The 25,779-nt window shown below is 62.7% G+C and carries 25 protein-coding genes; 15 read left to right on the forward strand and 10 right to left on the reverse strand.

Annotated elements, in window-relative coordinates:
- Nucleotides 1–35: 35 nt before the first annotated feature.
- The 8 genes from BSG08_RS04890 (at nucleotide 36) to hslV (ending at nucleotide 11,129) form a co-directional block, all read left to right on the forward strand.
- Nucleotides 36–1,568, forward strand: a complete 1,533-nt coding sequence (locus tag BSG08_RS04890) for a PAS-domain containing protein (RefSeq protein ID WP_245770594.1) — start codon at nucleotides 36–38, stop codon at nucleotides 1,566–1,568.
- 40 nt (nucleotides 1,569–1,608) lie between these two features.
- Entirely contained in the window at nucleotides 1,609–2,085 is a 477-nt protein-coding gene (gene tsaE / locus BSG08_RS04895; RefSeq protein WP_093032917.1) for a tRNA (adenosine(37)-N6)-threonylcarbamoyltransferase complex ATPase subunit type 1 TsaE, read from the forward strand.
- The gene (locus BSG08_RS04900) at nucleotides 2,078–3,091 is read left to right on the forward strand and encodes an aminoglycoside phosphotransferase family protein (RefSeq protein WP_093032920.1); all 1,014 of its coding nucleotides are present in this window, start codon (nucleotides 2,078–2,080) and stop codon (nucleotides 3,089–3,091) included. Before tsaE ends, BSG08_RS04900 begins: the two co-directional genes overlap by 8 nt.
- Entirely contained in the window at nucleotides 3,079–3,771 is a 693-nt protein-coding gene (locus tag BSG08_RS04905; protein WP_093032923.1) for a nucleotidyltransferase family protein, read from the forward strand. Before BSG08_RS04900 ends, BSG08_RS04905 begins: the two co-directional genes overlap by 13 nt.
- On the forward strand, nucleotides 3,764–6,703 hold the full coding sequence (gene addB / locus BSG08_RS04910) for a double-strand break repair protein AddB (protein ID WP_093032926.1): 2,940 nt from the start codon (nucleotides 3,764–3,766) through the stop codon (nucleotides 6,701–6,703). The genes BSG08_RS04905 and addB overlap by 8 nt, the downstream gene beginning before the upstream one ends.
- Nucleotides 6,700–10,077: a double-strand break repair helicase AddA gene (gene addA, locus BSG08_RS04915; protein WP_093032929.1), complete on the forward strand. Its 3,378-nt coding sequence runs from the start codon at nucleotides 6,700–6,702 to the stop codon at nucleotides 10,075–10,077. The genes addB and addA overlap by 4 nt, the downstream gene beginning before the upstream one ends.
- Nucleotides 10,078–10,137: 60 nt before the next feature.
- Nucleotides 10,138–10,458 (forward strand): thioredoxin, encoded by a 321-nt coding sequence (gene trxA, locus BSG08_RS04920; RefSeq protein WP_093032932.1) that lies wholly within the window; start codon nucleotides 10,138–10,140, stop codon nucleotides 10,456–10,458.
- Nucleotides 10,459–10,571: 113 nt separating this feature from the next.
- Nucleotides 10,572–11,129: an ATP-dependent protease subunit HslV gene (gene hslV / locus BSG08_RS04925; RefSeq protein WP_093032935.1), complete on the forward strand. Its 558-nt coding sequence runs from the start codon at nucleotides 10,572–10,574 to the stop codon at nucleotides 11,127–11,129.
- On the opposite strand, the gene BSG08_RS04930 is transcribed toward hslV, so the two are convergent.
- Together BSG08_RS04930 and BSG08_RS19895 are read right to left on the reverse strand one after the other, a co-directional pair.
- Nucleotides 11,126–11,410 (reverse strand): BrnA antitoxin family protein, encoded by a 285-nt coding sequence (locus tag BSG08_RS04930; protein ID WP_093032938.1) that lies wholly within the window; start codon nucleotides 11,408–11,410, stop codon nucleotides 11,126–11,128. The two genes, hslV and BSG08_RS04930, sit on opposite strands and share 4 nt — an antisense overlap.
- Nucleotides 11,358–11,642, reverse strand: a complete 285-nt coding sequence (locus BSG08_RS19895; RefSeq protein WP_093032941.1) for a BrnT family toxin — start codon at nucleotides 11,640–11,642, stop codon at nucleotides 11,358–11,360. The genes BSG08_RS04930 and BSG08_RS19895 overlap by 53 nt, the downstream gene beginning before the upstream one ends.
- Nucleotides 11,643–11,809: 167 nt before the next feature.
- Between BSG08_RS19895 and hslU the strand changes: the two genes are divergently transcribed.
- The gene (gene hslU / locus BSG08_RS04940; protein ID WP_093032944.1) at nucleotides 11,810–13,117 is read left to right on the forward strand and encodes an ATP-dependent protease ATPase subunit HslU; all 1,308 of its coding nucleotides are present in this window, start codon (nucleotides 11,810–11,812) and stop codon (nucleotides 13,115–13,117) included.
- A gap of 189 nt (nucleotides 13,118–13,306) precedes the next feature.
- On the opposite strand, the gene BSG08_RS04945 is transcribed toward hslU, so the two are convergent.
- The gene (locus BSG08_RS04945; RefSeq protein WP_093032947.1) at nucleotides 13,307–14,482 is read right to left on the reverse strand and encodes an ATP-binding protein; all 1,176 of its coding nucleotides are present in this window, start codon (nucleotides 14,480–14,482) and stop codon (nucleotides 13,307–13,309) included.
- A 381-nt stretch (nucleotides 14,483–14,863) separates the two neighbouring features.
- On the opposite strand from BSG08_RS04945, the gene BSG08_RS04950 reads away from it, so the two are divergent.
- Nucleotides 14,864–16,093: an MFS transporter gene (locus BSG08_RS04950; RefSeq protein ID WP_175544693.1), complete on the forward strand. Its 1,230-nt coding sequence runs from the start codon at nucleotides 14,864–14,866 to the stop codon at nucleotides 16,091–16,093.
- Here the strand turns inward: BSG08_RS04950 and BSG08_RS04955 are convergent.
- From BSG08_RS04955 to BSG08_RS04965, 3 genes are read right to left on the reverse strand one after another with little or no spacing between them, the layout of a single operon-like run.
- The gene (locus tag BSG08_RS04955) at nucleotides 16,073–16,654 is read right to left on the reverse strand and encodes a Smr/MutS family protein (RefSeq protein WP_093032950.1); all 582 of its coding nucleotides are present in this window, start codon (nucleotides 16,652–16,654) and stop codon (nucleotides 16,073–16,075) included. The two genes, BSG08_RS04950 and BSG08_RS04955, sit on opposite strands and share 21 nt — an antisense overlap.
- Nucleotides 16,651–17,685 carry a murein transglycosylase A gene (gene mltA, locus BSG08_RS04960; RefSeq protein ID WP_093032953.1) on the reverse strand — a complete coding sequence of 345 codons (1,035 nt, stop codon included), beginning with the start codon at nucleotides 17,683–17,685 and terminating at the stop codon, nucleotides 16,651–16,653. Before mltA ends, BSG08_RS04955 begins: the two co-directional genes overlap by 4 nt.
- Nucleotides 17,682–18,338: a Tim44/TimA family putative adaptor protein gene (locus BSG08_RS04965; RefSeq protein ID WP_093032956.1), complete on the reverse strand. Its 657-nt coding sequence runs from the start codon at nucleotides 18,336–18,338 to the stop codon at nucleotides 17,682–17,684. Before BSG08_RS04965 ends, mltA begins: the two co-directional genes overlap by 4 nt.
- 106 nt (nucleotides 18,339–18,444) lie before the next feature.
- Between BSG08_RS04965 and BSG08_RS04970 the strand changes: the two genes are divergently transcribed.
- Both BSG08_RS04970 and secB read left to right on the forward strand, forming a co-directional pair.
- Nucleotides 18,445–18,930, forward strand: coding sequence for an FxsA family protein (locus BSG08_RS04970; RefSeq protein ID WP_093032959.1), 486 nt, complete (start codon nucleotides 18,445–18,447; stop codon nucleotides 18,928–18,930).
- A gap of 63 nt (nucleotides 18,931–18,993) precedes the next feature.
- Nucleotides 18,994–19,488 (forward strand): protein-export chaperone SecB, encoded by a 495-nt coding sequence (gene secB / locus BSG08_RS04975; protein WP_093032962.1) that lies wholly within the window; start codon nucleotides 18,994–18,996, stop codon nucleotides 19,486–19,488.
- Here secB and dnaQ read toward each other — a convergent pair.
- The 4 genes from dnaQ to BSG08_RS04995 are packed head-to-tail and all read right to left on the reverse strand — an operon-like array spanning nucleotide 19,470 to nucleotide 22,201.
- Complete coding sequence (dnaQ, locus tag BSG08_RS04980) at nucleotides 19,470–20,180, reverse strand: DNA polymerase III subunit epsilon (RefSeq protein ID WP_093032965.1); 711 nt, start codon at nucleotides 20,178–20,180, stop codon at nucleotides 19,470–19,472. The genes secB and dnaQ overlap by 19 nt on opposite strands.
- Complete coding sequence (gene coaE / locus BSG08_RS04985; RefSeq protein ID WP_093032969.1) at nucleotides 20,173–20,775, reverse strand: dephospho-CoA kinase; 603 nt, start codon at nucleotides 20,773–20,775, stop codon at nucleotides 20,173–20,175. Before coaE ends, dnaQ begins: the two co-directional genes overlap by 8 nt.
- Entirely contained in the window at nucleotides 20,772–21,605 is an 834-nt protein-coding gene (locus BSG08_RS04990; protein WP_093032972.1) for a shikimate dehydrogenase, read from the reverse strand. Before BSG08_RS04990 ends, coaE begins: the two co-directional genes overlap by 4 nt.
- A complete protein-coding gene (locus BSG08_RS04995) occupies nucleotides 21,602–22,201 on the reverse strand; it encodes a Maf family protein (RefSeq protein ID WP_093032975.1) in 600 nt (199 codons plus the stop codon). Before BSG08_RS04995 ends, BSG08_RS04990 begins: the two co-directional genes overlap by 4 nt.
- Nucleotides 22,202–22,617: 416 nt before the next feature.
- Here BSG08_RS04995 and hemJ point away from each other — a divergent pair, with 416 nt between their 5' ends.
- The 3 genes from hemJ (at nucleotide 22,618) to mnmE (ending at nucleotide 25,771) form a co-directional block, all read left to right on the forward strand.
- Nucleotides 22,618–23,067, forward strand: coding sequence for a protoporphyrinogen oxidase HemJ (gene hemJ / locus BSG08_RS05000; RefSeq protein WP_093032978.1), 450 nt, complete (start codon nucleotides 22,618–22,620; stop codon nucleotides 23,065–23,067).
- Between the two features lie 116 nt (nucleotides 23,068–23,183).
- Nucleotides 23,184–24,455 carry a transcription termination factor Rho gene (rho, locus tag BSG08_RS05005; protein WP_093032981.1) on the forward strand — a complete coding sequence of 424 codons (1,272 nt, stop codon included), beginning with the start codon at nucleotides 23,184–23,186 and terminating at the stop codon, nucleotides 24,453–24,455.
- Between the two features lie 29 nt (nucleotides 24,456–24,484).
- Complete coding sequence (mnmE, locus tag BSG08_RS05010) at nucleotides 24,485–25,771, forward strand: tRNA uridine-5-carboxymethylaminomethyl(34) synthesis GTPase MnmE (protein ID WP_093032984.1); 1,287 nt, start codon at nucleotides 24,485–24,487, stop codon at nucleotides 25,769–25,771.
- The last annotated feature ends 8 nt before the right edge of the window (nucleotides 25,772–25,779 follow it).

Here is a 25,779-nt window from a genome sequence, read left to right on the forward strand (position 1 = left end):
CGATCCTTTGGGCATCTGGTGTGAAAGGGCTGCATATGGCTGATCTGACATGGGCTGACGGGCTGTTTCTCGCCTCTCTCACGCTGGTGGTTTGCATTGTTGCGCTGCTGGTCCTCGGCATGGCGGGCCCGCGCTCTGCCGGGGGGCAACGGCCTGACCTCACCGGCTCGTGCAGCAACCATTTTCTCTTCCGCGACGAGCGGCTGATAGATCACGACGCCAGTGGCTTTTCCCTGCCAGACCCGGACGACACCGCGCAGACCGACTGGGCGCGGTTCCGGGCGTGGCTGACGTTCCGTTTTCCCGACCTGCCGGTCCGGCTGGCGGATTTGGACCCTGATCGCGCCACCTCGCTCCATAGCCAAAGTGGCGACATCGCCACCCGCCTCGATCTCTGCCCGTCGCGCCGCACCGTACATGTGACACTGACCGATACCGCGCAACCGGAACCCGCGATAATCCACGAGCGGCTGCGCCTCTGCCAATCGCTTCAGGATCAGTCCGCCGCGCTGTTTCACGCGCCCTGCCCGGTCTGGATCCGTGACAAGGCGGGCGAAACCCTATGGCAGAACGAGGCCGGCGAGGCCATGAACCCAGATCATCGGGCCGAAATGCTGCGCGCAGCCGGCCAGCCGCCCGCACCGGGGGACACCGTGACCGAACGGATATCGCTCGTCGGCGATAACGGCCGGACAGAGACATCCTATGACCTGCGCGTGACCGGAACGGATCGGGGCCTTGTGCTCTGTGCCACCGACGTCACCCGGATCGTCCGGGCAGAGACCGCCCGGCGCGACTTTGTCCAGACGCTGAGCAGAACCTTCGCCAGCCTGACGGTCGGCCTGACCGTCTTTGACCGCGACAGGACGCTCGCCCTGTTCAATCCCGCCATGATCGACCTGACGGGACTTGCACCAGAGTTTCTCAGCTCACGGCCCGGGCTGATCAGCTTTTTCGACGCGCTGCGCGACCGGCAGGTGATGCCCGAACCCCGCAATTACGGCAATTGGCGCAGCCAGATCAACGATATGGTCAGGACCGCGCGCGGCGGCCTCTACCAGGAGGTCTGGAGCCTGACAACCGGCCAGATCTATCGCGTCACCGGGCGTCCGCATCCCGATGGCGACGTGGCCTTTGTGTTCGAGGATATCTCGGTCGAGATTTCGACGATGCGGCGGCACCGCGCTCAGATCGACCTGCGCCAGTCCGTGCTCGACAGGCTGACGCAGGGTATCGCGGTGCTGTCCGGCGAGGGTCGCCTGATGTTCTGCAACACCGCGTTTGGCATTCTCCTAGGCATTGATCCTGACAGCCACCTTGCCGGGATGGGCCTGCACGATGTCATCGCCGCCTGCCATGCACGCTATCCCGATGCCGGCCTTTGGCCCGGCATCGAACACGGAATCGCGCAGGGACCCCTCGGCGCGCCGATCGCCAGAACCCTCGACCTGCCCGGCGATGCCCGGCTCGATCTGCAGGTGATATCGCTGGGCCGGGGACACACGATGCTGACTCTGGCGCAACATCAGGCAGGACATTTGCACCTGGCGTCATTGAAAACCGGCTGAACCCGGTTGCGGGCGGGCGTGGCGCGTGTAGTGTCATGCCATGTCCGAGCAGGCAACGACTATTTCCCTGGCAAGCCCCGAAGCGACCTGCGCCCTCGCGCAGGCCCTCGCGCCGCGCCTCGGACCCGGCGATGTGCTGCTTCTGTCGGGTGGCGTTGGCGCGGGCAAGACCCATTTCGCCCGTTGCCTGATTCAGGCCCTGCTGCCGCAACCCGAGGATGTTCCCTCGCCGACCTACACGCTGGTGCAAACCTATCCGGGCCAAGGCGCCGACATCTGGCACGCCGATCTCTACCGGCTGAGCGATCCGCTGGACCTGATCGAGCTTGGCCTGACAGAGGCGTTCTGCGATTCGATCTGCCTTGTGGAATGGCCGGACCGCCTTGCCGATCTGGTGCCCCAGACGGCGCTTGCGCTCCACTTCGAACCCGGCGCACGGGATGATGAGCGCCACCTGCGCCTTACATGGTCGGATCCCCGCTGGCATTCCCGGCTGAAAGGGTTTGCGCATGCCTGACCGCGCTGCCGCCTTGCAGGATTTCATCTCGGGCACTGATTGGGTCGGGGCTGACCTCGCACCTCTGGCCGGGGATGCGTCGAACCGGCGCTATCTGCGGCTGTCGCGCGCCGTGACGGGCGAGACCGCCGTGCTGATGGATGCCCCGCCCGACAAGGGCGAGGACGTGCGCCCCTTTCTGCGGATCGCGCGCCACCTGACCGGCCTTGGGCTGAGCGCGCCGCGCATTCTGGCCGAAGACGCCAACAATGGATTTCTGATCCTCGAGGATCTGGGCGATGCGCTCTTTGCACGAGTCATCGCCGCCGCCCCCGCGATGGAACAACCGCTCTATGCCGCCGCCACCGATCTGCTTGCCAAGTTGCACCGCCACGCGCCGCCGCCCGACCTGAAACCCTATTCACCACCCATCATGGCCGATGTGGCGGCGCTGGCCTTTGACTGGTATCTGACCGGCGCGACCGGCGCACAAAGCCCCGAGCGCGCGCGCTTTCATACCTGCATCCGCGATACGCTCGTCACCCATGCCGGCACGGCGGATGTGCTGATCCAGCGGGATTACCACGCCGAAAATCTGCTCTGGCTGCCGGACCGTGCGGGCGTTGCGCGCGTCGGCCTGCTGGATTTTCAGGATGCCATGACGGGTCACCGGGCCTATGATCTGGTGTCGGTTTTGCAAGACGCACGCCGCGATGTCCCGCCCGCCATCGAAACCGCCATGATCGACCACTATATCGCCGCCTCCGGGATCGAGGCGCGGGGCTTCGTGACCGCCTATCATTGCCTTGGCGCGCAACGGAACCTGCGCATTCTGGGGGTATTTGCCCGCCTCTGCCTGCGCGACGGCAAGCCGGGCTATGTCGATCTGATCCCGCGCGTCTGGGCGCATCTCGAACGCGATCTCGCGCATCCCGCACTGTTGCCGGTGGCCGAAATCCTGCGCGGCATCCTGCCCGAACCCGGCCCTGGCGTCCTGCAAAGGCTCAAAGACCAATGCCCCGCGTGACTCTGCCCGTGATGCTCTTTGCCGCGGGGTTTGGCACGCGGATGGGGCGGCTGACGGCGGATCGCCCCAAACCGCTGATACGGGTGGCGGGCAAGACGCTCCTCGATCACGCGCTGGGCCTGGTGGACGATTACGGCGCGGATCGGATCGTGGTCAATCTGCATTACCTCCCCGACCAGATCGAGACGCATCTGGCCGGGCGCGGCATCCTGCTGTCGCACGAGACGCCTGATATCCTGGAAACCGGCGGCGGTCTGCGCGCGGCACTGCCGCTTCTGGGACCGGGGCCGGTCTTTACCATGAATACCGATGCGGTCTGGCGCGGACCCAACCCGCTGCGCCACCTGGCGGATCGGTGGGATCCCGGCACGATGGACGCCCTCCTGCTCTGTATCCCCAAGGCGCGGGCGACGGGGCATGACGGCGCCGGGGATTTCGCCATCGGCAGGGATGGCCGGGCGAGGCGCGGAGCCGGTGCCGTCTATTCCGGCGTGCAGATCATCAAGCCCGACCTCCTGCACGATATCGCGGAGCGGGCATTCTCGCTCAACCTGCTTTGGGACCGGGTGCTGGCGCAGGGGCGGCTCTTTGCGATTCCCTACACCGGGCAATGGTGCGATGTCGGACGACCCGAGGGGATCGCGCTGGCCGAATCCATGCTGGAGACGCCCGATGTTTGAACCCGGCGATACGCCCCGCATCTTTGGTCTGCCGCCCGGCGTCGATTTCCCCCGCGCGCTGGTCGACGGGCTGATCGCGCGCCACGCCGGACAACCGCCCGAGGCGCTGGCGCGGGTGCATCTCATCGTCAACACCAGACGCATGGCGCGGCGCATCCGCGATCTGTTTGATCAGGGACCGGCGTGCCTGCTGCCACGCCTCAGCCTGGTGACGGATCTGGGTGAGGGCTGGGATCTGGCGCATGTTCCCGATGCCGTCCCGCCCCTGCGCCGACGGCTGGAGCTGGTGCAGCTGATCGCGGCCCTGCTCGACCGCGCGCCCGATCTGGCGCCCCGCAGCGCGATCTTCGATCTTGCCGACAGCCTTGCGGGGCTGATGGATGAAATGCACGGCGAAGGCGTCTCGCCCGATGTGATCGCCGATCTCGACGTGACCGATCAATCCGGCCACTGGGCGCGTGTAAAATCGTTTCTGGGCATAGTTCGTCACTATTTTCAGGCCGACCCGACGCATCCCGATGTGGAAACCCGGCAACGGCTGGTGATCGCGCGGCTATGCGATCTGTGGGCCGAGAACCCGCCTCAGCATCCGGTCATTCTGGCGGGCTCGACCGGCTCGCGCGGGGCGACGCAGCTGCTGATGCAGGCGGTTGCGCGGCTGCCGCAGGGCGCGGTCGTGCTGCCGGGATTCGACTTTGACATGCCGGGCGCTGTCTGGGGCGCGCTCGACGATCCGATGCTGTCCGAGGATCATCCGCAGTATCGCTTTTACCGCGTGGCAGTTGGGGCCGGGATCACGCCCGGCGACATCCGCCCATGGACCGCGCAGGCCCCGGTCAACGCCGCGCGCAATGCCGTGATTTCACTGGCGCTGCGTCCCGCGCCCGTGACCGATCAATGGCTGCGCGACGGCCCTAGCCTCAGCGATATCGCCGAAGCGATGGGTGGTGTGACCCTGCTCGAGGCACCCTCTGCCCGGCAAGAGGCGCTGGCCATCGCCATGCGCCTGCGGCAGGCGGCAGAGGACGGGATCACCGCCGCGCTGATCACCCCCGACCGGATGCTGACCCGGCAGGTCACCGCCGCGCTGGACCGCTGGGACATCCTGCCCGACGACAGCGCCGGTCAGCCGCTGCACCTGTCACCGCCGGGCCGCTTCCTGCGCCATGTGGCCGATCTCTTTCGCCATAAGCTGAGCGCCGAGGCGTTGCTGACCCTGCTCAAGCACCCGCTGACCCACACCGGATCAGAACGCGGTACGCATCTGCGCCTGACCCGCGAACTGGAACTGCATCTGCGCCGCAATGGTCCGCCCTATCCGACCGGCGACAGCCTGCGTCAGTGGGGCGAGAAGCAAAAGGATGACCTCGCCCCGGACTGGGTGAACTGGCTTTGCGCCTGTTTCGTGGACGGGGACGATCCCGGCGATGTCGCCCTGGAAACCCGCGCCATCGCGCATCAGACCCTCGCCGAAAGGATCGCGCAGGGCTGCCGTGGCGACGCCTCCGGCACGCTCTGGCACAGGGATGCCGGGCAGGCGGCGCTGAAGGCCATGACCGAATTGCGCGCCGAGGCTGGCGTCGCGGGCGCGCTGAACGCCACCGATTACGCCAATCTGTTCCATAGCATTCTGGCCGCGCGCGAGGTGCGCAACCCGGTCGATCCACATCCTCATATCCTGATCTGGGGCACGCTCGAGGCGCGGGTGCAGGGAGCCGATCTGCTGATCCTCGCGGGCCTGAACGAAGGCAGTTGGCCAGAGACCCCCAGGCCCGACCCGTGGCTCAACCGCGCGCTGCGGCATCAGGCGGGACTGTTGCTGCCCGAACGGCGCATCGGTCTGTCGGCGCATGATTTCCAGCAGGCGGTCGCCGCGCCCGAGGTCTGGCTTACCCGGTCACTGCGAACCGACGATGCGCAAACCGTTGTCTCGCGCTGGCTCAACCGGATTCAGAACCTGCTGGCGGGTCTGCCGGATCAGGGCGGCCCCGAGGCGCTGGCAGACATGCGCGCGCGCGGTGATGCCTGGCTGCAAAAGGCGGCAGCACTGGAGGCGCCAACAGAGGTGCCGCGCGCACCCCGCCCCGCGCCCTGTCCGCCCGCGACGGCACGCCCCGACCACCTGACGGTCACGGAAATTCAACGGCTCATCCGCGACCCCTATGCGATCTACGCGCGGCATGTGCTGCGCCTCTCTCCGCTTGACCCGTTGATGCGCGTTCCCGATGCGCTGTTGCGCGGCACGGTGCTGCACGAGATCCTCGAATTGTTCATCCGCGAAACACGGGACCATCCCGAACGCTGCACGCACGAGGTGCTGATGATGCATGCAGTCACTGTTCTGGCGCAAAAGGTGCCTTGGGCCGAGGCGCGCGCGCTCTGGCTGGCGCGGCTGGAGCGGGTGGCGGACTGGTTCATCGAGACCGAGATGAAGCGCCGCGAAACCGCCCGCCCGTTCGAATTCGAGATCAAGAGCCGGGCCACCCTGCCCGACCTCGGTTTCACCCTCTCGGCCAAGGCCGATCGGCTGGACCTCGATGATCTCGGGCGGCTTCATATCTATGATTACAAGACCGGCACGGTGCCCACCGCCGGGCAACAGGCCAGTTTCGACAAGCAGTTGCTGCTCGAGGTCGCGATGGCAGAGCGTGCGGGCTTTGGCGATATGGGTCCGACACGGGTGGCGCGCGCGGCCTATATCGGGCTGGGCAGCGATCCCAGGGAACTGGACGCGCCGCTGGACGCAGAGCCGCCTGACAAGATCTGGGCGGAACTTCATGCGCTGATCGCGGCCTATCTGGACCCGGCGCAGGGCTATACCGCCCGCCGCGCCCCGCACAATACGGGGGATGTCGGCAATTACGATCAACTCGCACGCTATGGCGAATGGGACATGACCGATCCCCCTGACGTGACAGAGGTGGGCCAATGACCCCCCGCGACGCCGCCACGCAGGCGCAGGTGGATGCCGCCCGGCCCGACCTCTCGACATGGCTCTCGGCCAATGCCGGGTCGGGCAAGACGCGGGTGCTGACCGACCGGGTGGCGCGGCTGTTGCTGGCGGGGGTCGATCCCCAGCATATCCTGTGCCTCACCTACACCAAGGCCGCCGCGAGCGAGATGCAGAACCGCCTCTTCAAGCGTCTGGGCGAATGGGCGATGCGCGCGGATACCGACCTGATTGGCGATCTGGGCACATTGGGTGTCGATGGGCAGATCACCCATGAAACCCTGCGCAACGCCCGCCGCCTCTTTGCCCGCGCCATCGAAACGCCCGGCGGCCTCAGGATCCAGACGATCCATTCGTTCTGCGCCTCCCTGCTGCGCCGCTTCCCGCTCGAGGCCGACGTCACCCCGCATTTCACCGAGATGGAGGACCGCACAGCCACCCTGCTGCGCGCCGAAATCGTCGAGAACCTGGCCGACGGGCCGGATGCAGAGGTCTTCTATGCGCTGGCGCGGCATATTTCCGGCGACTCTCTGGAAAAGCTGACCGCCGAGATCGTCCGGCATCGCCGCGCCTTCGCGCATCCCGTGACCGATGCGGATCTCGCCGCGCTCTTTGATCAACCCCCCGACCTGAGTCCCGAGACGATCCGCGACCGCGTGTTTCTGGGCAATGAGCAGACGTTGCTGGACCAGCTTTTGCCCGCGCTCAGGGCGGGGTCATCCAATGACACTAGAGCCGCCGCAAAGCTGGCGCAAATCACCGCGCTGGACATCGGCGCGCTGCCCCTGCTCGAGGGCGTATTCCTGACCGGCAAGGGCGCGCAATCGCCGTTTTCCGCCAAGACAGGCTCTTTCCCGACCAAGGCGACCCGCGAGACGCTCGCCCATGTCATGCCGCAGATCGAGCAATGGATGCTGCGTGTCGAAGAGGCGCGTCCCGCGCGCCTCGCCCTTCTGGCGATTTGGAAAACCCGCGCGTTACATGATTTCGCGCAGCTTTTCCTGCCCGCCTATGAACGCGCCAAACAGGTGCGGGGCTGGCTGGATTTCGACGATCTGATCCTGCGCGCCCGCGATCTGCTGACCCGCCCTGATGTGGCGGCCTGGGTACTCTATCGGCTCGATGGCGGGATCGACCACATCCTTGTGGACGAGGCACAGGACACCAGCCCCGTGCAATGGCAGGTGATCGAACGCCTTGCGCAGGAATTCACCAGCGGTCAGGGATCGCGGGCCGACGTGCCGCGCACGATCTTTGTCGTCGGCGACAAGAAACAGTCGATCTATTCCTTTCAGGGGGCAGATCCACGCGAATTCGACCGGATGCAGCAGGAGTTCGCGGCACGACTCGCGGCCACGAACGCCCGGTTGCAATCAAGGGTGCTGGCCTATTCGTTCCGCTCGTCTCGGGCGATCCTGACGACCGTCGATTGCTGCTTTGACCAGAGCGCGGACAGCGGGTTTGCCTCCGAGGAAGGTCACAAGGCGTTCTTTGACGCCCTGCCCGGTCGCGTCGATCTGTGGCCTCTGGTCGAAAAACCCGACGCGGACGACGACCCCGCCTGGTTCATGCCGGTGGACATCCGCGTCAGCAGCGATCCCGCGATCATCCTGGCGCGCCGGGTGGCCGGGGCCATCCGCACCATGATCGAGACCCGGCAGGCCATCCCCGATGCCAAATCCGCCAGCGGGTTCCGCGCCGTCCGGCCCGGCGATTTCCTGATCCTCGTGCGCCGCCGCTCGGCGCTGTTTCACGAAATCATCCGCGAATGCAAGGCGCAGGGCCTGCCGATTGCCGGTGCCGACCGGCTCAAGGTCGGGGCGGAACTGGCGGTGCGCGATCTGGCGGCCCTCTTGTCTTTTCTTTCTACACCAGAGGATGATCTGGCGCTGGCGACCGCCCTGAAATCGCCGCTCTTCGGCTGGTCCGAAGCACAGCTTTACGATCTCGCCCATGGGCGCAAGGAGCGCTACCTCTGGGCCGAAATGCGCGAACGTGCGGCGGAATTTTCCGCCGAGATGAACGTGATCAGCGATCTGCGGGATCAAGCGGACTATCTGCGGCCTTACGATCTGATCGAGCGGATTCTGACGCGCCATGACGGACGTAGGAAACTGCTGGCCCGGCTTGGGCCAGAGGCCGAGGACGGTATCGACGCGCTGCTCGCGCAGGCAATGGCCTATGAGCAACGCGCCGTTGACAGCCTGACGGGTTTTCTCGTCTGGCTGGAAACCGACAATCTGGAAATCAAGCGGCAGATGGACACCGCGGGCAATCGCATCCGGGTGATGACGGTCCACGGGGCCAAGGGGCTTGAGGCGCCCATCGTCATCCTGCCCGAAACCGGCGCATGGCGGGCCTCTGCGCCGGCACAGATCGCGCTGGCGGACGACACCGCGCTCTGGACAGGCCGGGCCGAGGACGCGCCGCCCGCGATCAGCGCCGCGATCGAGGCCGAACGCGCCGCACAACAGGCAGAGCGCGAGCGGCTGCTCTACGTGGCGATGACGCGGGCGCAAACCTGGTTGATCGTCACGGCGCACGGCAGTCCCGGCAAACTTGACGATACCTGGTATGACAAGGTGCGGCGCGGCCTCGAACAGGCGGGCGCTATGCCGCATCACTTTGACCACGGGCCGGGTCTGCGGCTCGAGCACGGGATTTGGGCTGAAACAGAGACTGAATCGGTGTTCGACGACACCGCAGACACCCCCCCGGTCCCGCTTGATCCACACTTTCATCAGGCGGCCCGGAAACCCTCCCGGACCGACACTCTCACCCCCTCGGAGCTTGGCGGCGCCAAAGCCCTGCCGGGCGAGCGCGGTCTTGACGAAGAGGCCGCCAAACGGCGCGGGCGGCAGGTGCATCGCCTGCTCGAAATCCTGCCTCAGGTGCCCGCAACCGATTGGTCCGCCACTGCCGCGCGGCTCTTGTCGGGCGGAAATGACGCGACCACCGGGGATGAACTGGCCCTGCTGCTGGCCGAGGCTGAAAAGGTGCTGACCCGCCCCGGCCTGCAACCTCTTTTTGCCACGGATGCGCTGGCCGAGGTCGCGGTCACGGCCAACCTCGATGCGCTGCACGGGCGGCGCATCCACGGGATCATCGACCGGCTCATCATCGACGACGCCCGCGTCCTGGCCGTGGATTTCAAGACCAACGCCCTTGTGCCCGACACACCCGCCGACTGCCCCGACGCCCTGTTGCGGCAGATGGGGGCCTATGCGCACGCCCTCGCACTGCTCTATCCCGACCGCCGGATCGAAACCGCGATCCTCTGGACCCGCACCGCCACGCTCATGCCGCTGCCCCACGATCTCGTGACCGATGCGCTCAGGACCACCGCCATCGCTTGACGCGCCGCGCCGCGCTACATAGGTTCTGGGTCGAACCGCTGACCTCTAGGAGAGATTGCCATGGCCACCGTTGCCGTAACCGACGCCACCTTTGACGCCGAAGTAAAGAATTCCGATATCCCCGTCGTGGTGGATTTCTGGGCCGAATGGTGCGGCCCCTGCAAACAGATCGGCCCCGCTCTCGAAGAGCTGTCGGCAGAGATGAATGGTCGCGTCAAGATCGTGAAGGTCGATGTGGACAGCAACCCCAATTCCGCCGTCGCCATGGGCGTCCGCGGCATCCCGGCGCTGTTCATCTTCAACAAGGGCAAGGTCGTCTCGAACCGCGCCGGCGCCGCCCCCAAGGCCGCGCTGCAAAGCTGGATCGAAGAAAGCATCTGATCACAGCCTGGTTTTTGCAAGGGGGCCGCCCCCGTCGCGGCCCCCTTTTACTTGCCCGCCTTGCAACGCCCGCGCCCGCCGCGCATATAGGCCACAGCAGAACGGAGGGCCGCATGAGCAACGATTTTCCCGGATGGCACGGCACCACGATCATCGGCGTGCGCAAGGGCGGCGAGGTTGTCGTCGCCGGTGACGGTCAGGTCAGCCTGGGCCAGACGGTGATCAAGGGCACCGCGCGCAAGGTGCGCCGCCTCAGCCCCGGCGGCTATGACGTGGTTGCTGGCTTTGCCGGATCCACGGCAGACGCCTTTACCCTGCTGGAACGACTGGAATCCAAGCTGGAGGCAACGCCGGGGCAATTGCAACGCGCCTGCGTCGAACTGGCCAAGGACTGGCGCACCGACAAATACCTGCAAAAACTCGAGGCGATGCTGATCGTCACCGATGGCGACCAGCTCTATGTGATCACCGGCGCGGGCGACGTGCTGGAACCCGAACATGACGTGACCGCCATCGGATCGGGCGGCAATTACGCGCTGGCGGCTGCACGCGGCATGATGGACAGCGACCGCACCGCCGAGGAAATCGCCCGCGCCGCCATGGCCATCGCCGCCGATATCTGCGTCTACACCAACGGCAACCTGACGGTGGAGAAGATCGGCAAATCCTAGCCCTTCTTCTCCATCGCCTCCATATAGGCGCGCAGAACCGCGTTCATCCGGGTCTGATAGCCTTTGCCCTGCCGCTTGAAATAGGCCAGCACGTCGGGGTCAAGCCTGATCGAAACCGCCGTTTTTGGCTCGGACAGTCCAATCCGCGCCTTCGACCAATCGACGTCGAACTCCTGCTCGCCATCGTAGGGAGGAGAGTCCTTCAGCGCTTTCCAGTCCGTTTCGCTCTTAAGCGCGCGGACCTGTTCCAGCGTGTACTGTCTGATATCGCTTTTGCTCATCGTATCGTGCCCTTCTCACCGTGATCAGCCGCACCGTGTCGCCGCGCATTGTAAAGACGACCGCAACAAGTTTTCCGGCCAACGGTCCCACCGCAATGAAACGATCCTCGATGTCGCTTCTTGCGGGCAGAATCATCGGCTCTCCCAGGATCACTTCCACGGCGTCGGAAAAGTCGATTCTGTGCTTCCTGATCGTCGCCCGCCGCTTCTCTTCGTCCCACTCGAAGTTCATGCCGAATCCCCCTCAAGGGCGCCATTCCTCGAGCCTCCTTGCTTTGGGGGTTTCGCCAAACGCTGCCTGCTTACTTTGTATTTACGTATTGTATATACAATAGTCAACCCCCTTCAAATCCGCCCGCTCTCTGCGTATCTGTGCCTGAACTGGTAAAGGAATGCTGAATGACCGACCTGACCCCGCGCGAGATCGTCTCGGAGCTTGACCGCTTCATCATCGGCCAGAAGGACGCCAAACGCGCCGTCGCCGTCGCCCTGCGCAATCGCTGGCGGCGCAAGCAGCTGTCGGACGACCTGCGCGACGAGGTATACCCCAAGAACATCCTGATGATCGGCCCCACCGGCGTGGGCAAGACCGAGATCAGCCGCCGCCTCGCCAAACTCGCCCGCGCCCCTTTCATCAAGGTCGAGGCCACGAAATTCACCGAAGTGGGCTATGTCGGCCGCGATGTCGAACAGATCATCCGCGATCTTGTCGATACCGCCATCGCCCAGACCCGCGAGTGGATGCGCGAGGATGTCAAGGCACGCGCCGAGGCCGCCGCCGAGGATCGGGTCATCACCGCGATTGCCGGCACCGACGCCCGCGAAGGCACCCGCGAGATGTTTCGCAAGAAACTGCGCGACGGGCTGCTCGACGATACCGTGATCGAGATCGAGGTCAGCGATACCTCGAACCCGATGAGCATGATGGATATTCCCGGCCAGCCCGGCAGCCAGATGGGGATGCTCAATCTGGGCGACCTCTTTGGCAAGGCATTCGGCCAGCGCACCACGACCAAAAGGGTGACCGTCGCCGAGAGCCACGACCTGCTGATCGGCGAAGAGGCCGACAAGCTGCTGGACGACGAGACGGTGAACCGCACCGCGCTGGAGGCGGTGGAACAGAACGGCATCGTCTTTCTGGACGAGATCGACAAGGTCTGCGCCCGCTCCGACGCACGCGGCGCCGATGTCAGCCGCGAGGGCGTGCAGCGTGACCTCCTGCCGCTGATCGAGGGCACGACGGTCAGCACCAAATACGGGGCAGTCAAAACCGACCATATCCTCTTCATCGCCTCGGGTGCGTTTCACATCGCCAAACCCTCGGACCTGCTGCCCGAATTGCAGGGCCGCCTGCCCATCCGTGTCGAACTGCGCGCCCTGACCGAGGCCGATTTCGTCCGCATCCTGACCGAGACCGACAATGCCCTCACGCTCCAGTATACCGCGCTGATGGGCACAGAGGAGGTGACCGTGAACTTCACCGAGGACGGCATCGCCGCGCTGGCCCATATCGCGGCAGAGGTCAACCAATCGGTCGAAAACATCGGCGCGCGGCGGCTCTATACCGTCATGGAACGGGTGTTCGAGGACCTCTCCTTCACCGCCCCCGACCGCGCGGGCGAGCGCGTGACGGTGGATGCGGGCTTTGTGGAGAAGAACCTGGGTGAGCTGATGCGGTCAGCGGATTTGAGCAGGTATGTTTTGTGAGGGGGAGTTTCCAGCTCCAGAGCAGACCCGCAGCCCTTGGCTCGAATTCGCGATAGCTGCCCTTCACCGCGTGGTTGGTGGGCTGGTAGTATGCGGACAAGGCTGCCATTGGCGTCAGCCTTTCAATGGTCTGCTTTCATGATCCTTATCTGCACCCGAAACCTACCTACGATCACGGCTGAGCTTCTTTCAGTCGCTCAGTTCCCAATTCCGACGAAGATAGTCGTCGAACATTGGTACAGTGAAATCTATGTCGCCGTACTGAGGACTGTAAATCATGCCCTTGTCTATAATTTGTGCGCGACGAGGTCCTAGCTTGGAAGGCGGCTCACCTAAGCGTTCGGCGACCTCTGAGGAGCGGTAAGGCCCCTTGCCCAGTTCTGCCATCGCAATCACGTACTCGCGTTCTTTTGGTGTTAACCTGTCAAACCGGACTTGGAAGAAGCCGTCATCTAGTCTCTTCAAAGCACTCTCAGTGGCCTTTTCGACGTCGCTGACATCAATGGGTGACCCCTCAGCAGTGTTCCAAGATTGGAAACCCCACTCTTGCAGAAAGTACGGATAACCTTCAGTAATTCTACAAATGTCACTTAGAGCACTAGCGGTTATTTCTTCTCCCTCGTCGTTGATTGGTCCGCGCACCGCTTTCAAGGCAGCTTCTTCATCCAGTGCGCCAACTTTTGGGTAAGAAAAGAGACGTTCCGCATATGATTTGGCATCTCCAGAAAGGCCAGCTAACTGTGGAAGCCCTGCGCCAAAGAAGATGACTGGAAGCTGTTTTTGACCAACTTTGTGGATAGCCACAATGAGCGCCGCAAGCTCATCTGATTTGAGGTATTGAACCTCGTCGATGAGGAGGCACCAACCCTTGCCAGCTGCTTTTGCGGCGTTTCCAATCGCGACAAACATGTCAGAAAGATCATATTCTAGGTTTCCGCTATCTGCTACACCTGGTTCCGGGTCGACAGAAACTGACAAATCACCGATCTGTACTTTGAATGCACTTGCAAAGCTTCTCAGAGCCTTCATAGCGGCGTGCGTTTTTGCTTTGGCGGCCTCTATCAATGAGAGCTTTCGGAGGACTTGCTGCATCTTTGGGTACAAAAGCTCGGCAAGTGGTTTGTCCTCCGGAGCTTCGATAACAGACGTCAAATAACCAATATCTTCGGCTGCATTTTCAATGGTGTTGAGCAATACAGTTTTGCCAGTTCCGCGCAGTCCAAGCAGCATTTGTGACTGCGCGTGCTTGCCAACTAGCATTCGCCTCAAAGCGGTGGTTGCATCTGCGACTATCTCATCTCGACCGGCAAGTTCCGGTGGTTGTGAGCCCGCGCCGGGCGCGAATGGGTTTCTTACAGGGTCCATCAGTCTACCTACATCTAACTAGTTATATCCGAAATAACATATAAGTACTTAGAAGTCGATACACTTGTGACTTGCGCCGGAAAAGCTGCCATTGGTGCAACGTGCAGCATCCGTAACTCTGGGCTCTAAGTCCGAATTCGCCACACATAGCACGAAGGCCCGGTGTCGGGAAGCACCCACAAATTTGCAAATCCCGCTTCCTGCGCTTCCCTGACATCTACTTACGTCAAGATGGAATCAGGCTTCGGGCGAACACCCCCGCCCACCCTCCCCATCCCCGCCCACTGACCCCCGTCCGGGGCCGCGCAATCCGCACCGACGCGGGTACACCCCCGACCGAAAACCGCTTTCCTCTCCCCCCGTTTCACGCGAACAAGGCACATGCCGATTCTCGCATTCCTCCGCGACAACGCGCCCTGGCTGACCGCCGGGGTGTTGCTGACCTTTCTCAGCAGCTTCGGGCAGACCTATTTCATCTCGATCTTCGCCGGTGAAATCCGCGAGACCTTTGCGCTCAGCCACGGTCAGTGGGGCGGGATCTACATGCTGGGCACCACCGCATCGGCGGTCGTGATGATCTGGGCCGGGGGGCTGACGGATCTGTTTCGCGTGCGTCGTCTGGCGCCGCTGGTCCTGCTGATGATGGCCGGGGCCTGTCTCTTCATGGCGCTCAATCCGGTCTGGTGGCTGTTGCCGCTGGTGATCTTTGCCCTGCGATTCACCGGCCAGGGTATGCTGAGCCACCTTGCCGTGGTCGCCATGGCGCGCTGGTTCGTTGCGGCGCGCGGCAAGGCGCTCTCGATTGCCACCCTGGGTTTTGCCATAGGCGAGGCGTTCCTGCCGCTGATCTTTGTATCATTGCTGGTGATCTACGACTGGCGGATGCTCTGGGTCGCCGCCGGGGCCGTGGGTGTGATCGGCATTCCGCTGCTGATGCTCTTGCTCCGCCGCGAGCGCACACCGCAAAGCTGGGCACAGACCGGCCAGTCGCTCGGCATGGGCGAGCGACAGTGGACACGCGGCGAGGCGCTGCGGCACTTTCTGTTCTGGTTCATGGTTCCGGCGCTTCTGGGGCCTTCGGCCTTTAACACCGCGTTCTTTTTCCATCAGGTGCATTTCGCCGGGATCAAGGCCATCAGCCATGTCGAGCTTGTGGCGATGTTCCCGATCTATACCGCCATAGGTATCGTGGCGATGGTCGCCTCTGGCTGGGCGCTGGACCGGGTGGGCACCGCGCGGCTGCTGCCTTTCATGCAGTTGCCGATGGTCGCGGCCTTTCTGCTGTTTGCCTTTGCCGAGGGGTCCGGCATGGTGCTGCTCGGCTTTGTCTTTCTGGCGCTGACGACAGGCGCGAACAGCACGCTGCCAAATGCCTTCTGGGCGGAATTCTACGGCACCGCCAATCTCGGCGGGATCAAGGCGATGGCGGCGGCGGTGATGGTGCTGGGGTCGGCCATCGGTCCGGGAATCACCGGGCTGGGCATTGATCTGGGGCTGGGGATCGAGGCGCAGTATGTGATCGTCGCGGGCTATTTCGTCTTTACCACGGCGATGGTGACGATCGGTGTGGCGCGCGCGCGACCGCTCTTGTCACTGTCTCTGTCGTCTTAGATAGACATAATAGGCGCCACCCCCGCCATGTTTCAGATGCGCCTCGCTAACCTGCAGAACCAGCGGGCCTAGCGGCGGTAGGCGCAACCATTGCGGCACCGCGTGGCGCAGGATACCGGGGCGCACCGGGATCGGGCCGCCGGTATCGCGATCCTTGCCCTTGCCGGTGACCACGAGCACCAGCCGCATGCCCGCCGCATGACACCGCAGGATGAATCCGGTCAGCGCCGGATGCGCCTGATCCAGCGTCATGCCGTGCAGGTCGATCTTTGCCTCGGGCAACAACTTGCCCCGCCTGAGGCGCTGAAACGTCTTTTTGTCCATCGCGACGGGCGCGGCGACGCCGGGCAGCACATCCTGCGCGGGCGGTGCATACCGGGCCTTCTGCCCGATTTCAAAGGCGCCAATCAGCGGCGCGACCGGGGACTTGGCCGGCGGCGTCTTGAGAGACTCGGAAAACAGCGCCGGCTTGTCCGGCCTGTCCGGGGTCAGCCGCCGTGCGGTGCGGGCGACCTGCTGCCACAGTTCCAGTTCCTCGGGCCTGACCCGGCGGCGGCTCATGGCTCCTGCTCCGTCAGCATGGCATAGGCGCGCTGGATCGGCATGAGCACAACCAACCTTCCGGGATCGCGCAGCCGCCCGGCGGCGCGCCCCGCCGCATCGCCCGCACCATAAAAGATGTCCGCCCGCTGCGGCCCCTTGATCGCAGAGCCGGTATCCTGCGCCACCATCAGGCGGCGGATCGGATCCTCGCCATCCTTCTCGATCCATACCGGCGCGCCCAGCGGCACATGGGCCGGATCGACAGCAATCGTGCGCCCTTCGGTGACAGGGCGGTTCATCGCACCCAGCGGGCCAAGATGCGGCGGCACCTCGTCGATCCGGCGAAAGAACACGTAGGACGGGTTGTGAAACAGCAATTCGCGCCCCTCGTCAGGATTGCGGCGCACCCAGCTCTTGATCACATCGGCGGACACCTGATGCGCCGCATAGATACCGCGCCGCACCAGTTCGACACCGATCGAATGATACGGATGCCCGTTCGCAGCGGCGTATCCCACTCGGATCATCTGGCCATTGTCCAGCCGGATGCGCCCGGATCCCTGAACCTGAAGAAAGAACAATTCGACCGGATCGTCCACCCAGGCAATCTCCAGCCCCCGGTCGCGCATCGCATCGGTGGTTTCGATTTCTCGTCGTGTAAGCCACGGATTGCTCAGCCTGGCCTCGGGTGGCTCGCGATAGACCGGATAGCGAAACCGCTCATCAGGCCGCAGCGCACCGCGCAGTTCCGGCTCGAAATAGCCGGTGAACAACGCAGGCCTGCCGTCGCTGATCATCACCGGGCGAAAGAACAGCTCGAAAAACGTCCTGGCGTCAGGGACCTGCTGTCCCAGTGCGCAAAGTGCGCGCCAGTCCGCATCCTGCAGGTCCGGGCAGGTGTTCAGAAACACCTCGAGCGCAGCGGCGTGATCGTCCGCCTCCCATCCCCGCAAATCGCCGAACTGCAGGATATCGTGGCTGAGATCCTGTGCTGCGGCGGGCAGCGACAGACTCAGCGCCAGACCGATGCCCCGCAGCGCCCGCGTCATTCGCCGGTTGAGACGAGCCGCCAGTTCGGATCGTCCGACCCCATGATGCGTTCATAGGTCCAGACATCTTTCTGGCGCTTCGACTGGCCTGGCACGCCCTCGATGATCTCGCCGCTGCTGTCGCGCACGACCGAGGTCAGTTCGCCGACATATTTCACGGTGATCTCCGCGCGCCGCGTTTCGCTGTCGAACCGCGCATTCGCAAGCGAGAGGTCCCGCACGCCGAGGAATTCGGCCTCGATGCTCAGGCCCTGCTGCTCGCGTGCGTCGACCACCTGTGCAAATGTCTCATAGACATCCTTGTCCAGAAACGGCGTGATATCGTCCAGCTTGCCGCGCTCGAACGCCATCAGGATCATCTCATAGGCCCCGCGCGCGCCCTGAAGGAAACCCGTCACGCTGAAATCCGGTTCTATGCGCTTCATGTCGGCCAATGCGCCTGCGGCATCCGAATCCTCGGGCACATGATCCACGATATCGCGATCCGGGCCACCTTCGATCACTTCGAAGTCCCGGCGGCTTGGTGTCGGGCCGGACTGCGCGCGCGGCGGACCTTCGAACCCGTCCCGCGTGCCCAGAACGCTCTTTAACCGCAGGATCAGGAATATAGCGATACCGGCCAGGACCAGTAACTGCAAAATCGGCGAATTCATGGGCACCTCTTGTTGTGCGGGGCATGGTAAGCAGTGACGCTTGTCTCTATGTAGGGGAGGCGCCGGAGCAAGTCCACCTTGCGGCGCATAACAAAGGAGGACGGACATGTGGCTCTTGATCGCATTCATCGCGGTTCCATTGATCGAGATCGCCCTGTTCATTCAGGTGGGCGGTGCAATCGGATTGTGGCCGACGCTCGCGATTGTCATTCTTACCGCAATTCTGGGCACGTTTCTGCTGCGAGCGCAGGGGGCTATGGCGATCTCCAGTCTGCGCCGGTCCTTTTCCGATCTCGACGATCCCTCTGAACCGCTGGCGCATGGCGCGATGATTCTGTTCGCCGGCGCGCTGTTGCTGACGCCGGGATTTTTCACCGATTCCATCGGCTTTCTGCTGTTGATGCCGCCGGTCCGCCGCCGGGTATTCGAGTTCATCCGCCAACGGGTCCATGTTCAGCACTTCGAAATGGGCAGACCGCATCCGGACGATCCGCGTCAGCCATCAGGCCCCGATGTCATCGACGGGGAATATCATGAGGTCGAGCAGCCCGGGCGCAACGCGCGCGGCACATCTGGATGGACCAGGCATTGAGGCCGCAGACGCTTGCTGATAAGGGATTGCCAGACCATATCTGACCCTTCAGGAGAGAGCCCAATGGCCGAACAGGAAAATGGCGCCGCACAACAGGCACCGCAAGTCCGGATGAACATCTTGTCGCAATTCATCCGCGATCTGTCCTTTGAGAATGTGCTGGCACAGCGCGGCACGGGCGGCGAGGTGCAGCCCGATGTGCAGGTCGCCGTCAACCTGGACGCCAAGAAACGTAGCGCCGAACACCAGTACGAAACCTCGGTCAAGTTGACCATCACCTCGCGCAACAAGGGGGCCGAGGATCCGCTTTTCGTTCTGGAGATGGATTATGTGGGCGTGTTCCACATCGAGGGCGTGCCAGAGGATCAACTGCACCCCTTCCTGCTGATCGAATGCCCGCGCATGATCTTTCCGTTCATCCGCAGGATTGTCAGCGATGTGACCCGCGACGGTGGCTTTCCGCCGCTCAACCTCGAGAACATCGACTTCATGCAGCTCTATCGCAACGAAGTCGCCCGGCGTCAGGCCGAGACCACAGGTCAGCGCGCCGACGCCTGATCCGACTTGTTCCAGAGCGCCGCCTCGCCCATCTGGTCGACAAAGGCCCGGTGGGCGGCCTGCTCTTCTGGTGTCAGGCGGGACGGCAGGGGATTTGACCGGGGCTCCGGTCGCCAGTTCTGCCGTGGCACCTGTCCGCCCTCCGATCGCGTCTGCGTGACCGACAGAGTCAGATCCGGCTGCCGTCCGCCGATCAGCTCCAGATAAACCTCGGCCAGAATCTCGGAATCCAGCAATGCGCCGTGCAGCGTGCGGGCCGAATTGTCGATGGCAAAGCGGCGGCAAAGCGCATCGAGCGAGGCCGGCGCGCCGGGGAATTTCTGACGCGCGATGGCCAGCGTATCAACCGCCCGCTCCCATGGCAGATTGGGCAGTTTGAGCCAGCCCAGCTCGGCGTTGAGAAACTTCATGTCAAAGGCCGCGTTGTGAATGACCAGCATCGCATCGCCAATGAACTCCAGCAACTCCTCGGCGATCTCCGCGAACAGCGGCTTGTCCTGCAGGAACTCATCACCCAGCCCGTGCACCGCAAAGGCCTCTTGCGGCATGGCGCGTTGAGGGTTGATATATTTGTGAAACTTGCGGCCCGTGGGCATGTGATTGAACAGCTCGATCGCCCCGATTTCGACGATGCGGTCCCCCGCCTCGGGCTCGAACCCGGTGGTTTCGGTGTCCAGAACGATCTCACGCATGGTTCCGCTTTCTCCTGATTTCCGCCAGAACAGCCTGCACCTGTTCGCGCGCATGCTCAAGCGTGTCGGTCTCGATCACATGATCAGCGCGGGCGCGCTTGTCCCGGTCCGGCATCTGCTTTTGCAGCATCGCGTCAAACTGCGCCACCGTCATCGTGCCCCGTTCCAGGACACGGGCGCGTTGCAGGTCGGGCGGCGCGCTCACAGTCACGGTCACGTCCATGCCCCGATCCGCCCCGGTTTCGAACAACAGCGGAATATCCAGCACGACACATTCGATACCCTGCACACGGGCCTCCTTGACGAATTGCTCCCGGTCCTGCGCCACCAGCGGATGCACGATGCCTTCGATCCGGTCCAACGCCGCAGGATCCTCCGCAATGATCTGCCGCAACCGCACACGCGACACCGCGCCTTTCTCAATCACATCGGGAAAAGCCGCCGCGACAGGCGCGACCGCGGCACCACCCGGCGCATAGAGGCGATGCACCGCTGCATCGGCATCCCACAGCGCACAGCCCGCATCGGCAAACATCCGCGCCGTAGTGGACTTGCCCATGCCGATAGACCCGGTAAGACCGATCAGAACGCTCACCGCAACGCCGCAGCACGGGCCGCGCTGTCCACCGTTGGCCGCACTCCGAACCAACGCTCGAACGCCGGAACCGCCTGATGCAAGAGCATGCCCAGACCATCCACGGTCACGCATCCCATTTCCTCGGCCTCGACCAGCAGGCGGGTTCTGAGCGGCGCATAGACCAGATCGGTGACCAGCGCCCCCTTGCGCAACCCGTCAAGCGGCACACGCAACGGCGGCTTGCCCAGCATGCCCAGCGAGGTCGTGTTGACGACCGTGGTGGCGTCCTCAAACATATTGCCTGCCTGTACCCAATCCACCACCGTCAGACGGTTCCCGAATTCCGATTGCAGGGCCTCGGCCCGGATACGCGTGCGGTTGGCGATCAGAATTTCGGGAACGCCCACATCCAGCAGAGAGGTCACCACGGCGCGCGCCGCGCCCCCGGCCCCCAGCACCGCGGCCGGCCCGGCCTTGGGATCCCAATCCGGCGCATTCTGACGCAGGTTCTGAATGAATCCATACCCATCCGTATTGTCGGCATGAATCTGGCCATTCTTGAGAAAGATAAGCGTATTGGCGGCCCCGATCAGCGTGGCGCGGTCAGTCACCTGATCGGCCATGTCCAGCACCCGTTCCTTGTGCGGGACAGTGATGTTCACCCCGACAAAACCTGCCTTGGGCAATGTGCGGATCACGTTCTCGAGATCCTCCGCCGCCACATCCATCGGGATATAATAGCCCTGGATCCCATGTGTCATGAGCCAGTGGCCATGCAGCTGAGGCGATTTTGAATGGGCGATCGGTGATCCGATAACCCCTGCCAGTGGAATCGGTGTCAGACTCATTGGTCGAGTTCCCCCCGGAGCGTGAGATAGGACAAAAGATCGAGCAGCGGCAGCCCCAGAACGGTGAAATAATCGCCTTCGATCCGTGAAAACAGACGCACGCCCTCTTCCTCCAGCTTGTAGGCGCCCACCGTGTGCCGGATACTGTCCCAGTTGCGGTCAAGATACCCGTCAAGCCAGTCGTCCGAAAAGGGACGGACGGTCATGCGCACAACGCCCACATGCCGCCAGACCGGCTTGCCGCCTTCACAGATCACCACGGCGGACAATAATTCGTGGCGTTTGCCGCGCATCGCCAGCAACTGTTCGCGCGCCTCGGCGCGGTCTTCCGGTTTCGACAGAATCCGCCCCTCAAGGCTCAGAACCTGATCGCAGCCGATCACGAGGGCGGCGGGAAATTTCCAGCTGACCTTTACCGCCTTGAGTTCGGCAAGCGCGTCGGCAATGTCGCGCGGACTGGCAGCCTGAGCCAGCATCGAATCGCGCATGGCCGCTTCGTCCACGCGCGCCGGCCTTACATCAAAGCGCAGCCCGGCACCGGCGAGCAGTGCTTGCCGGATTTCCGAGGCGGACGCGAGAATAAGATCGGATGACATGTGGATAACCCGTGAAGAACCTGATGAAGTCTTAGGAATAAAAAAGCGGGAAATCCATCCCGTGTGCGTCTTCCATGCGATAGGATGGTTTCTGCCGAGATTTCCGGAATTCCTTTACATGTGGGAAAGGATAAGTCCGAGGTCGGTATAAAAACACCGATTAACAAGTTATCCCACGATGAAAAGATGAATTTTTAGTTATTGTTTTTATATTATCTATATGAAATATAAATGTATTTTTAAAATTCTGCTGTATCTTGTATTTTCACGGCAAAAAAGGTTAACAGACTTATTCACATGTTGGTAACCCTGTTGGACAATAGATAATCCCCTGTTTCCAGGCAGCCTAAACAAACATCAATCTTTCTTATCTTTCTTTAAGAACATAGAAAGACAGGGTTTGAAACAGGTGGAAAATGACTGACTATCTGACCTTGCTTTACCCGTGGACCAAGGCGCTTCACATCATGTCGGTGATCACATGGATGGCGGGGCTGTTCTATCTGCCGCGATTGTTCGTCTATCACACAGAGCGATCAGTGCCGGGCGACAGCCGGGACGAAGTGTTTCAGATCATGGAACATAAACTGCTGCGCTACATCATGAACCCGTCGATGATCGCGACCTGGCTGTTCGGTCTGATGCTCTTGCTCACGCCGGGGATCGTCGATTGGGCATCTGTCTGGCCTTATTCCAAAATGGCGGGCGTTCTGGTGATGACCTGGTTTCATCACTGGCTGGGGCTGCGCCGCAAGGAATTCGTGCGCGGCCAGAATACCAGGACCGGACGACAACACCGGATGATGAACGAAGTTCCGACACTTGCGATGGTCGTGATCGTGCTGTCGGTGGTGTTAAAGTTCTGAGCGCGATTGACGACGGACACTCGGGGATTTATGTAAGGTGTCAGCATCCGTCCGGGTGTAGAACTCCCATGAATGAACGATATGTGTGCCCCGATGGCACGAGTATAGGATTTTCCATGTCCGAAGACCGCCTGAACCTGTCCGACCTCAAGGCGCTGAGCGCGAAAGAGTTGCTCGCGATCGCCGAGGATCTGGAGATCGAGAATGCCTCGACGATGCGCAAGGGCGAGATGATGTTCTCGATCCTCAAGGAGCGCGCCGAGGAGGGCTGGATCGTCTATGGCGACGGTGTGCTGGAGGTGCTGCAGGACGGGTTCGGATTTCTGCGCTCACCAGAGGCAAACTATCTGCCGGGGCCAGACGATATCTACGTCTCGCCTGATATGATCCGGCAGTATTCACTGCGAACCGGCGACACGATCGAAGGCGAGATGAAGCAGCCCGAGGACAACGAGCGCTATTTCGCGCTGACCTCGGTGACACAGATCAATTTCCAGGACCCGGAACGTGCCCGGCACAAGATCGCGTTCGACAACCTCACGCCGCTCTATCCCGACGAGCGGCTGAAGATGGAGGTTGAGGATCCGACGATCAAGGATCGCTCCGCGCGGGTGATCGACCTTGTGGCGCCTATCGGCAAGGGGCAGCGTTCGCTGATCGTGGCGCCGCCGCGGACCGGCAAGACCGTTCTGCTGCAAAACATCGCTAACAGCATCGAAAAAAACCACCCCGAATGCTACCTGATCGTGCTGCTGATCGACGAGCGGCCCGAAGAGGTGACCGACATGCAGCGCTCGGTAAAAGGCGAAGTGATCAGCTCGACCTTTGACGAACCCGCGACACGACACGTTGCCGTCGCCGAAATGGTGATCGAAAAGGCCAAGCGGCTGGTAGAGCACAAGCGAGATGTTGTTATTTTGCTCGATTCTATCACAAGACTTGGTAGAGCCTTCAACACTGTTGTGCCCTCATCGGGAAAGGTTCTGACCGGGGGCGTCGATGCGAATGCCCTGCAACGGCCCAAGCGGTTCTTTGGCGCGGCGCGCAACATCGAGGAGGGCGGATCGTTGACGATCATCGCCACGGCGCTGATTGATACCGGCAGCCGGATGGACGAGGTGATCTTTGAGGAATTCAAGGGCACCGGCAACTCCGAGATCGTCCTTGATCGCAAGGTCGCGGACAAGCGCGTGTTCCCGGCAATCGACATTCTGAAATCAGGTACGCGCAAAGAGGATCTGCTGATCGACAAGGTGGATCTGCAAAAAACCTTTGTGCTGCGGCGGATTCTCAACCCGATGGGCACGACGGATGCGGTGGAATTCCTGCTGTCCAAGCTGAAGCAGACCAAATCCAACGCCGAGTTCTTTGATTCCATGAATACCTGATCGCGCCACAAATTGTTTGGGTGTGTTTGATGGACACAATATATGCGCTGTCAACGGCCCAAGGGAAGGCGGGGCTTGCGGTGATCCGCGTTTCCGGACCGGCGGCATTTGCCGCCTGCCGGGCTCTCTGCGGCGCTGTGCCAGAGCCGCGCCGCGCTTCGCTGCGCGTGCTGCGGGATCTTGACGGGCACAGGCTGGATGAGGCTCTGGTTTTCACATTCCCTAAGGATCAGAGCTTTAGTGGCGAGGAAACCGCCGAGTTTCACGTTCACGGAAGCATCGCGGTGGTTTCCTCCGTGCTTGCTGTCCTGGGACATATCGAAGGGCTGCGCGCGGCAGCACCGGGCGAATTCACCCGGCGCGCACTGGAAAACGGGCGCATCGATCTGACACAGGTCGAGGCACTGGCCGATCTGATCGATTCAGAGACCGAGGCACAGCGACGACAGGCGATGCGTGTTCTGGCGGGCGATCTGGGGCGAAAATGCGAAGACTGGAGGCAAAAACTCATCCGTGCGGCGGCCCTTCTTGAGGCGACCATTGATTTTGCGGATGAGGAGGTTCCCGTCGATGTCTCGCCAGAGGTGACCGCCCTGGTCCGTGATGTGGCACAGGCGCTTGAGGCCGAGATTGCGGGCGTCGGTGCGGCAGAGCGGATTCGCAGCGGCTTCGAGGTTGCGATCGTAGGCGCGCCCAATGTTGGAAAATCGACGCTTCTCAATGCCTTGGCGGGACGCGATGCGGCGATCACGTCTGAACATGCTGGAACGACGCGGGATGTGATCGAGGTGCGAATGGACCTGTCCGGCCTGCCGGTGACGCTGCTTGATACGGCGGGGCTACGGGATACCGAGGATGCGGTGGAATCCATCGGAATTGATCGGGCGCGCATGAGGGCCGCACAGGCCGACCTGCGCGTGTTTCTTGTTGAGGGTGACGCCGCCCCTGATTTTCCGCCGCTGCCGGAGGATATCGTGGTCCGCGCCAAGGGGGATTTGCTGGATAGCCCTGAGGGCGCCGTTTCAGGCAAGACTGGCGAGGGCCTGTCCGATCTGGTAGAAAACATAGCATCAACCTTGCGGGCGCGGGCCGCCGGGGTTGGGCTGGCCACACGGATGCGTCATGCAGACGCGATGGCGCGGGGCCTGCAATCGCTGAATGCCGCGCTTGCCCTTTTGCCTGCGGGAGAGGACGCCGCCGATCTTGCGGCGGAGGAAATGCGCAACGCCATACGCGCGCTTGACTCTCTGGTCGGGCGTATTGATATCGAGGCCGTTCTGGATGAAATCTTTGCAAGTTTCTGCCTTGGCAAGTGAGGAGTGTT

The sequence above is a fragment of the Roseovarius azorensis genome, assembly GCF_900109455.1.
In the GTDB taxonomy this organism is placed as follows: Bacteria; Pseudomonadota; Alphaproteobacteria; order Rhodobacterales; family Rhodobacteraceae; genus Roseovarius; species Roseovarius azorensis.

Coding starts and splice junctions, on each gene's coding strand:
- dnaQ (WP_093032965.1), bottom strand. CDS start 20,180: ATGCGTGAGATCGTTCTGGACACCGAAACCACCGGGTTCGAGCCCGAG.
- BSG08_RS04945 (WP_093032947.1), bottom strand. CDS start 14,482: ATGGACCCTGTAAGAAACCCATTCGCGCCCGGCGCGGGCTCACAACCA.
- BSG08_RS04965 (WP_093032956.1), bottom strand. CDS start 18,338: ATGAATTCGCCGATTTTGCAGTTACTGGTCCTGGCCGGTATCGCTATA.
- hemJ (WP_093032978.1), top strand. CDS start 22,618: ATGACTGACTATCTGACCTTGCTTTACCCGTGGACCAAGGCGCTTCAC.
- BSG08_RS04990 (WP_093032972.1), bottom strand. CDS start 21,605: ATGAGTCTGACACCGATTCCACTGGCAGGGGTTATCGGATCACCGATC.
- BSG08_RS04905 (WP_093032923.1), top strand. CDS start 3,079: ATGCCCCGCGTGACTCTGCCCGTGATGCTCTTTGCCGCGGGGTTTGGC.
- rho (WP_093032981.1), top strand. CDS start 23,184: ATGTCCGAAGACCGCCTGAACCTGTCCGACCTCAAGGCGCTGAGCGCG.
- trxA (WP_093032932.1), top strand. CDS start 10,138: ATGGCCACCGTTGCCGTAACCGACGCCACCTTTGACGCCGAAGTAAAG.
- tsaE (WP_093032917.1), top strand. CDS start 1,609: ATGTCCGAGCAGGCAACGACTATTTCCCTGGCAAGCCCCGAAGCGACC.
- BSG08_RS04955 (WP_093032950.1), bottom strand. CDS start 16,654: ATGAGCCGCCGCCGGGTCAGGCCCGAGGAACTGGAACTGTGGCAGCAG.
- BSG08_RS04890 (WP_245770594.1), top strand. CDS start 36: ATGGCTGATCTGACATGGGCTGACGGGCTGTTTCTCGCCTCTCTCACG.
- hslV (WP_093032935.1), top strand. CDS start 10,572: ATGAGCAACGATTTTCCCGGATGGCACGGCACCACGATCATCGGCGTG.
- BSG08_RS04995 (WP_093032975.1), bottom strand. CDS start 22,201: ATGTCATCCGATCTTATTCTCGCGTCCGCCTCGGAAATCCGGCAAGCA.
- addB (WP_093032926.1), top strand. CDS start 3,764: ATGTTTGAACCCGGCGATACGCCCCGCATCTTTGGTCTGCCGCCCGGC.
- BSG08_RS19895 (WP_093032941.1), bottom strand. CDS start 11,642: ATGAACTTCGAGTGGGACGAAGAGAAGCGGCGGGCGACGATCAGGAAG.
- mltA (WP_093032953.1), bottom strand. CDS start 17,685: ATGACGCGGGCGCTGCGGGGCATCGGTCTGGCGCTGAGTCTGTCGCTG.
- BSG08_RS04930 (WP_093032938.1), bottom strand. CDS start 11,410: ATGAGCAAAAGCGATATCAGACAGTACACGCTGGAACAGGTCCGCGCG.
- hslU (WP_093032944.1), top strand. CDS start 11,810: ATGACCGACCTGACCCCGCGCGAGATCGTCTCGGAGCTTGACCGCTTC.
- secB (WP_093032962.1), top strand. CDS start 18,994: ATGGCCGAACAGGAAAATGGCGCCGCACAACAGGCACCGCAAGTCCGG.
- addA (WP_093032929.1), top strand. CDS start 6,700: ATGACCCCCCGCGACGCCGCCACGCAGGCGCAGGTGGATGCCGCCCGG.
- mnmE (WP_093032984.1), top strand. CDS start 24,485: ATGGACACAATATATGCGCTGTCAACGGCCCAAGGGAAGGCGGGGCTT.
- BSG08_RS04900 (WP_093032920.1), top strand. CDS start 2,078: ATGCCTGACCGCGCTGCCGCCTTGCAGGATTTCATCTCGGGCACTGAT.
- BSG08_RS04950 (WP_175544693.1), top strand. CDS start 14,864: ATGCCGATTCTCGCATTCCTCCGCGACAACGCGCCCTGGCTGACCGCC.
- BSG08_RS04970 (WP_093032959.1), top strand. CDS start 18,445: ATGTGGCTCTTGATCGCATTCATCGCGGTTCCATTGATCGAGATCGCC.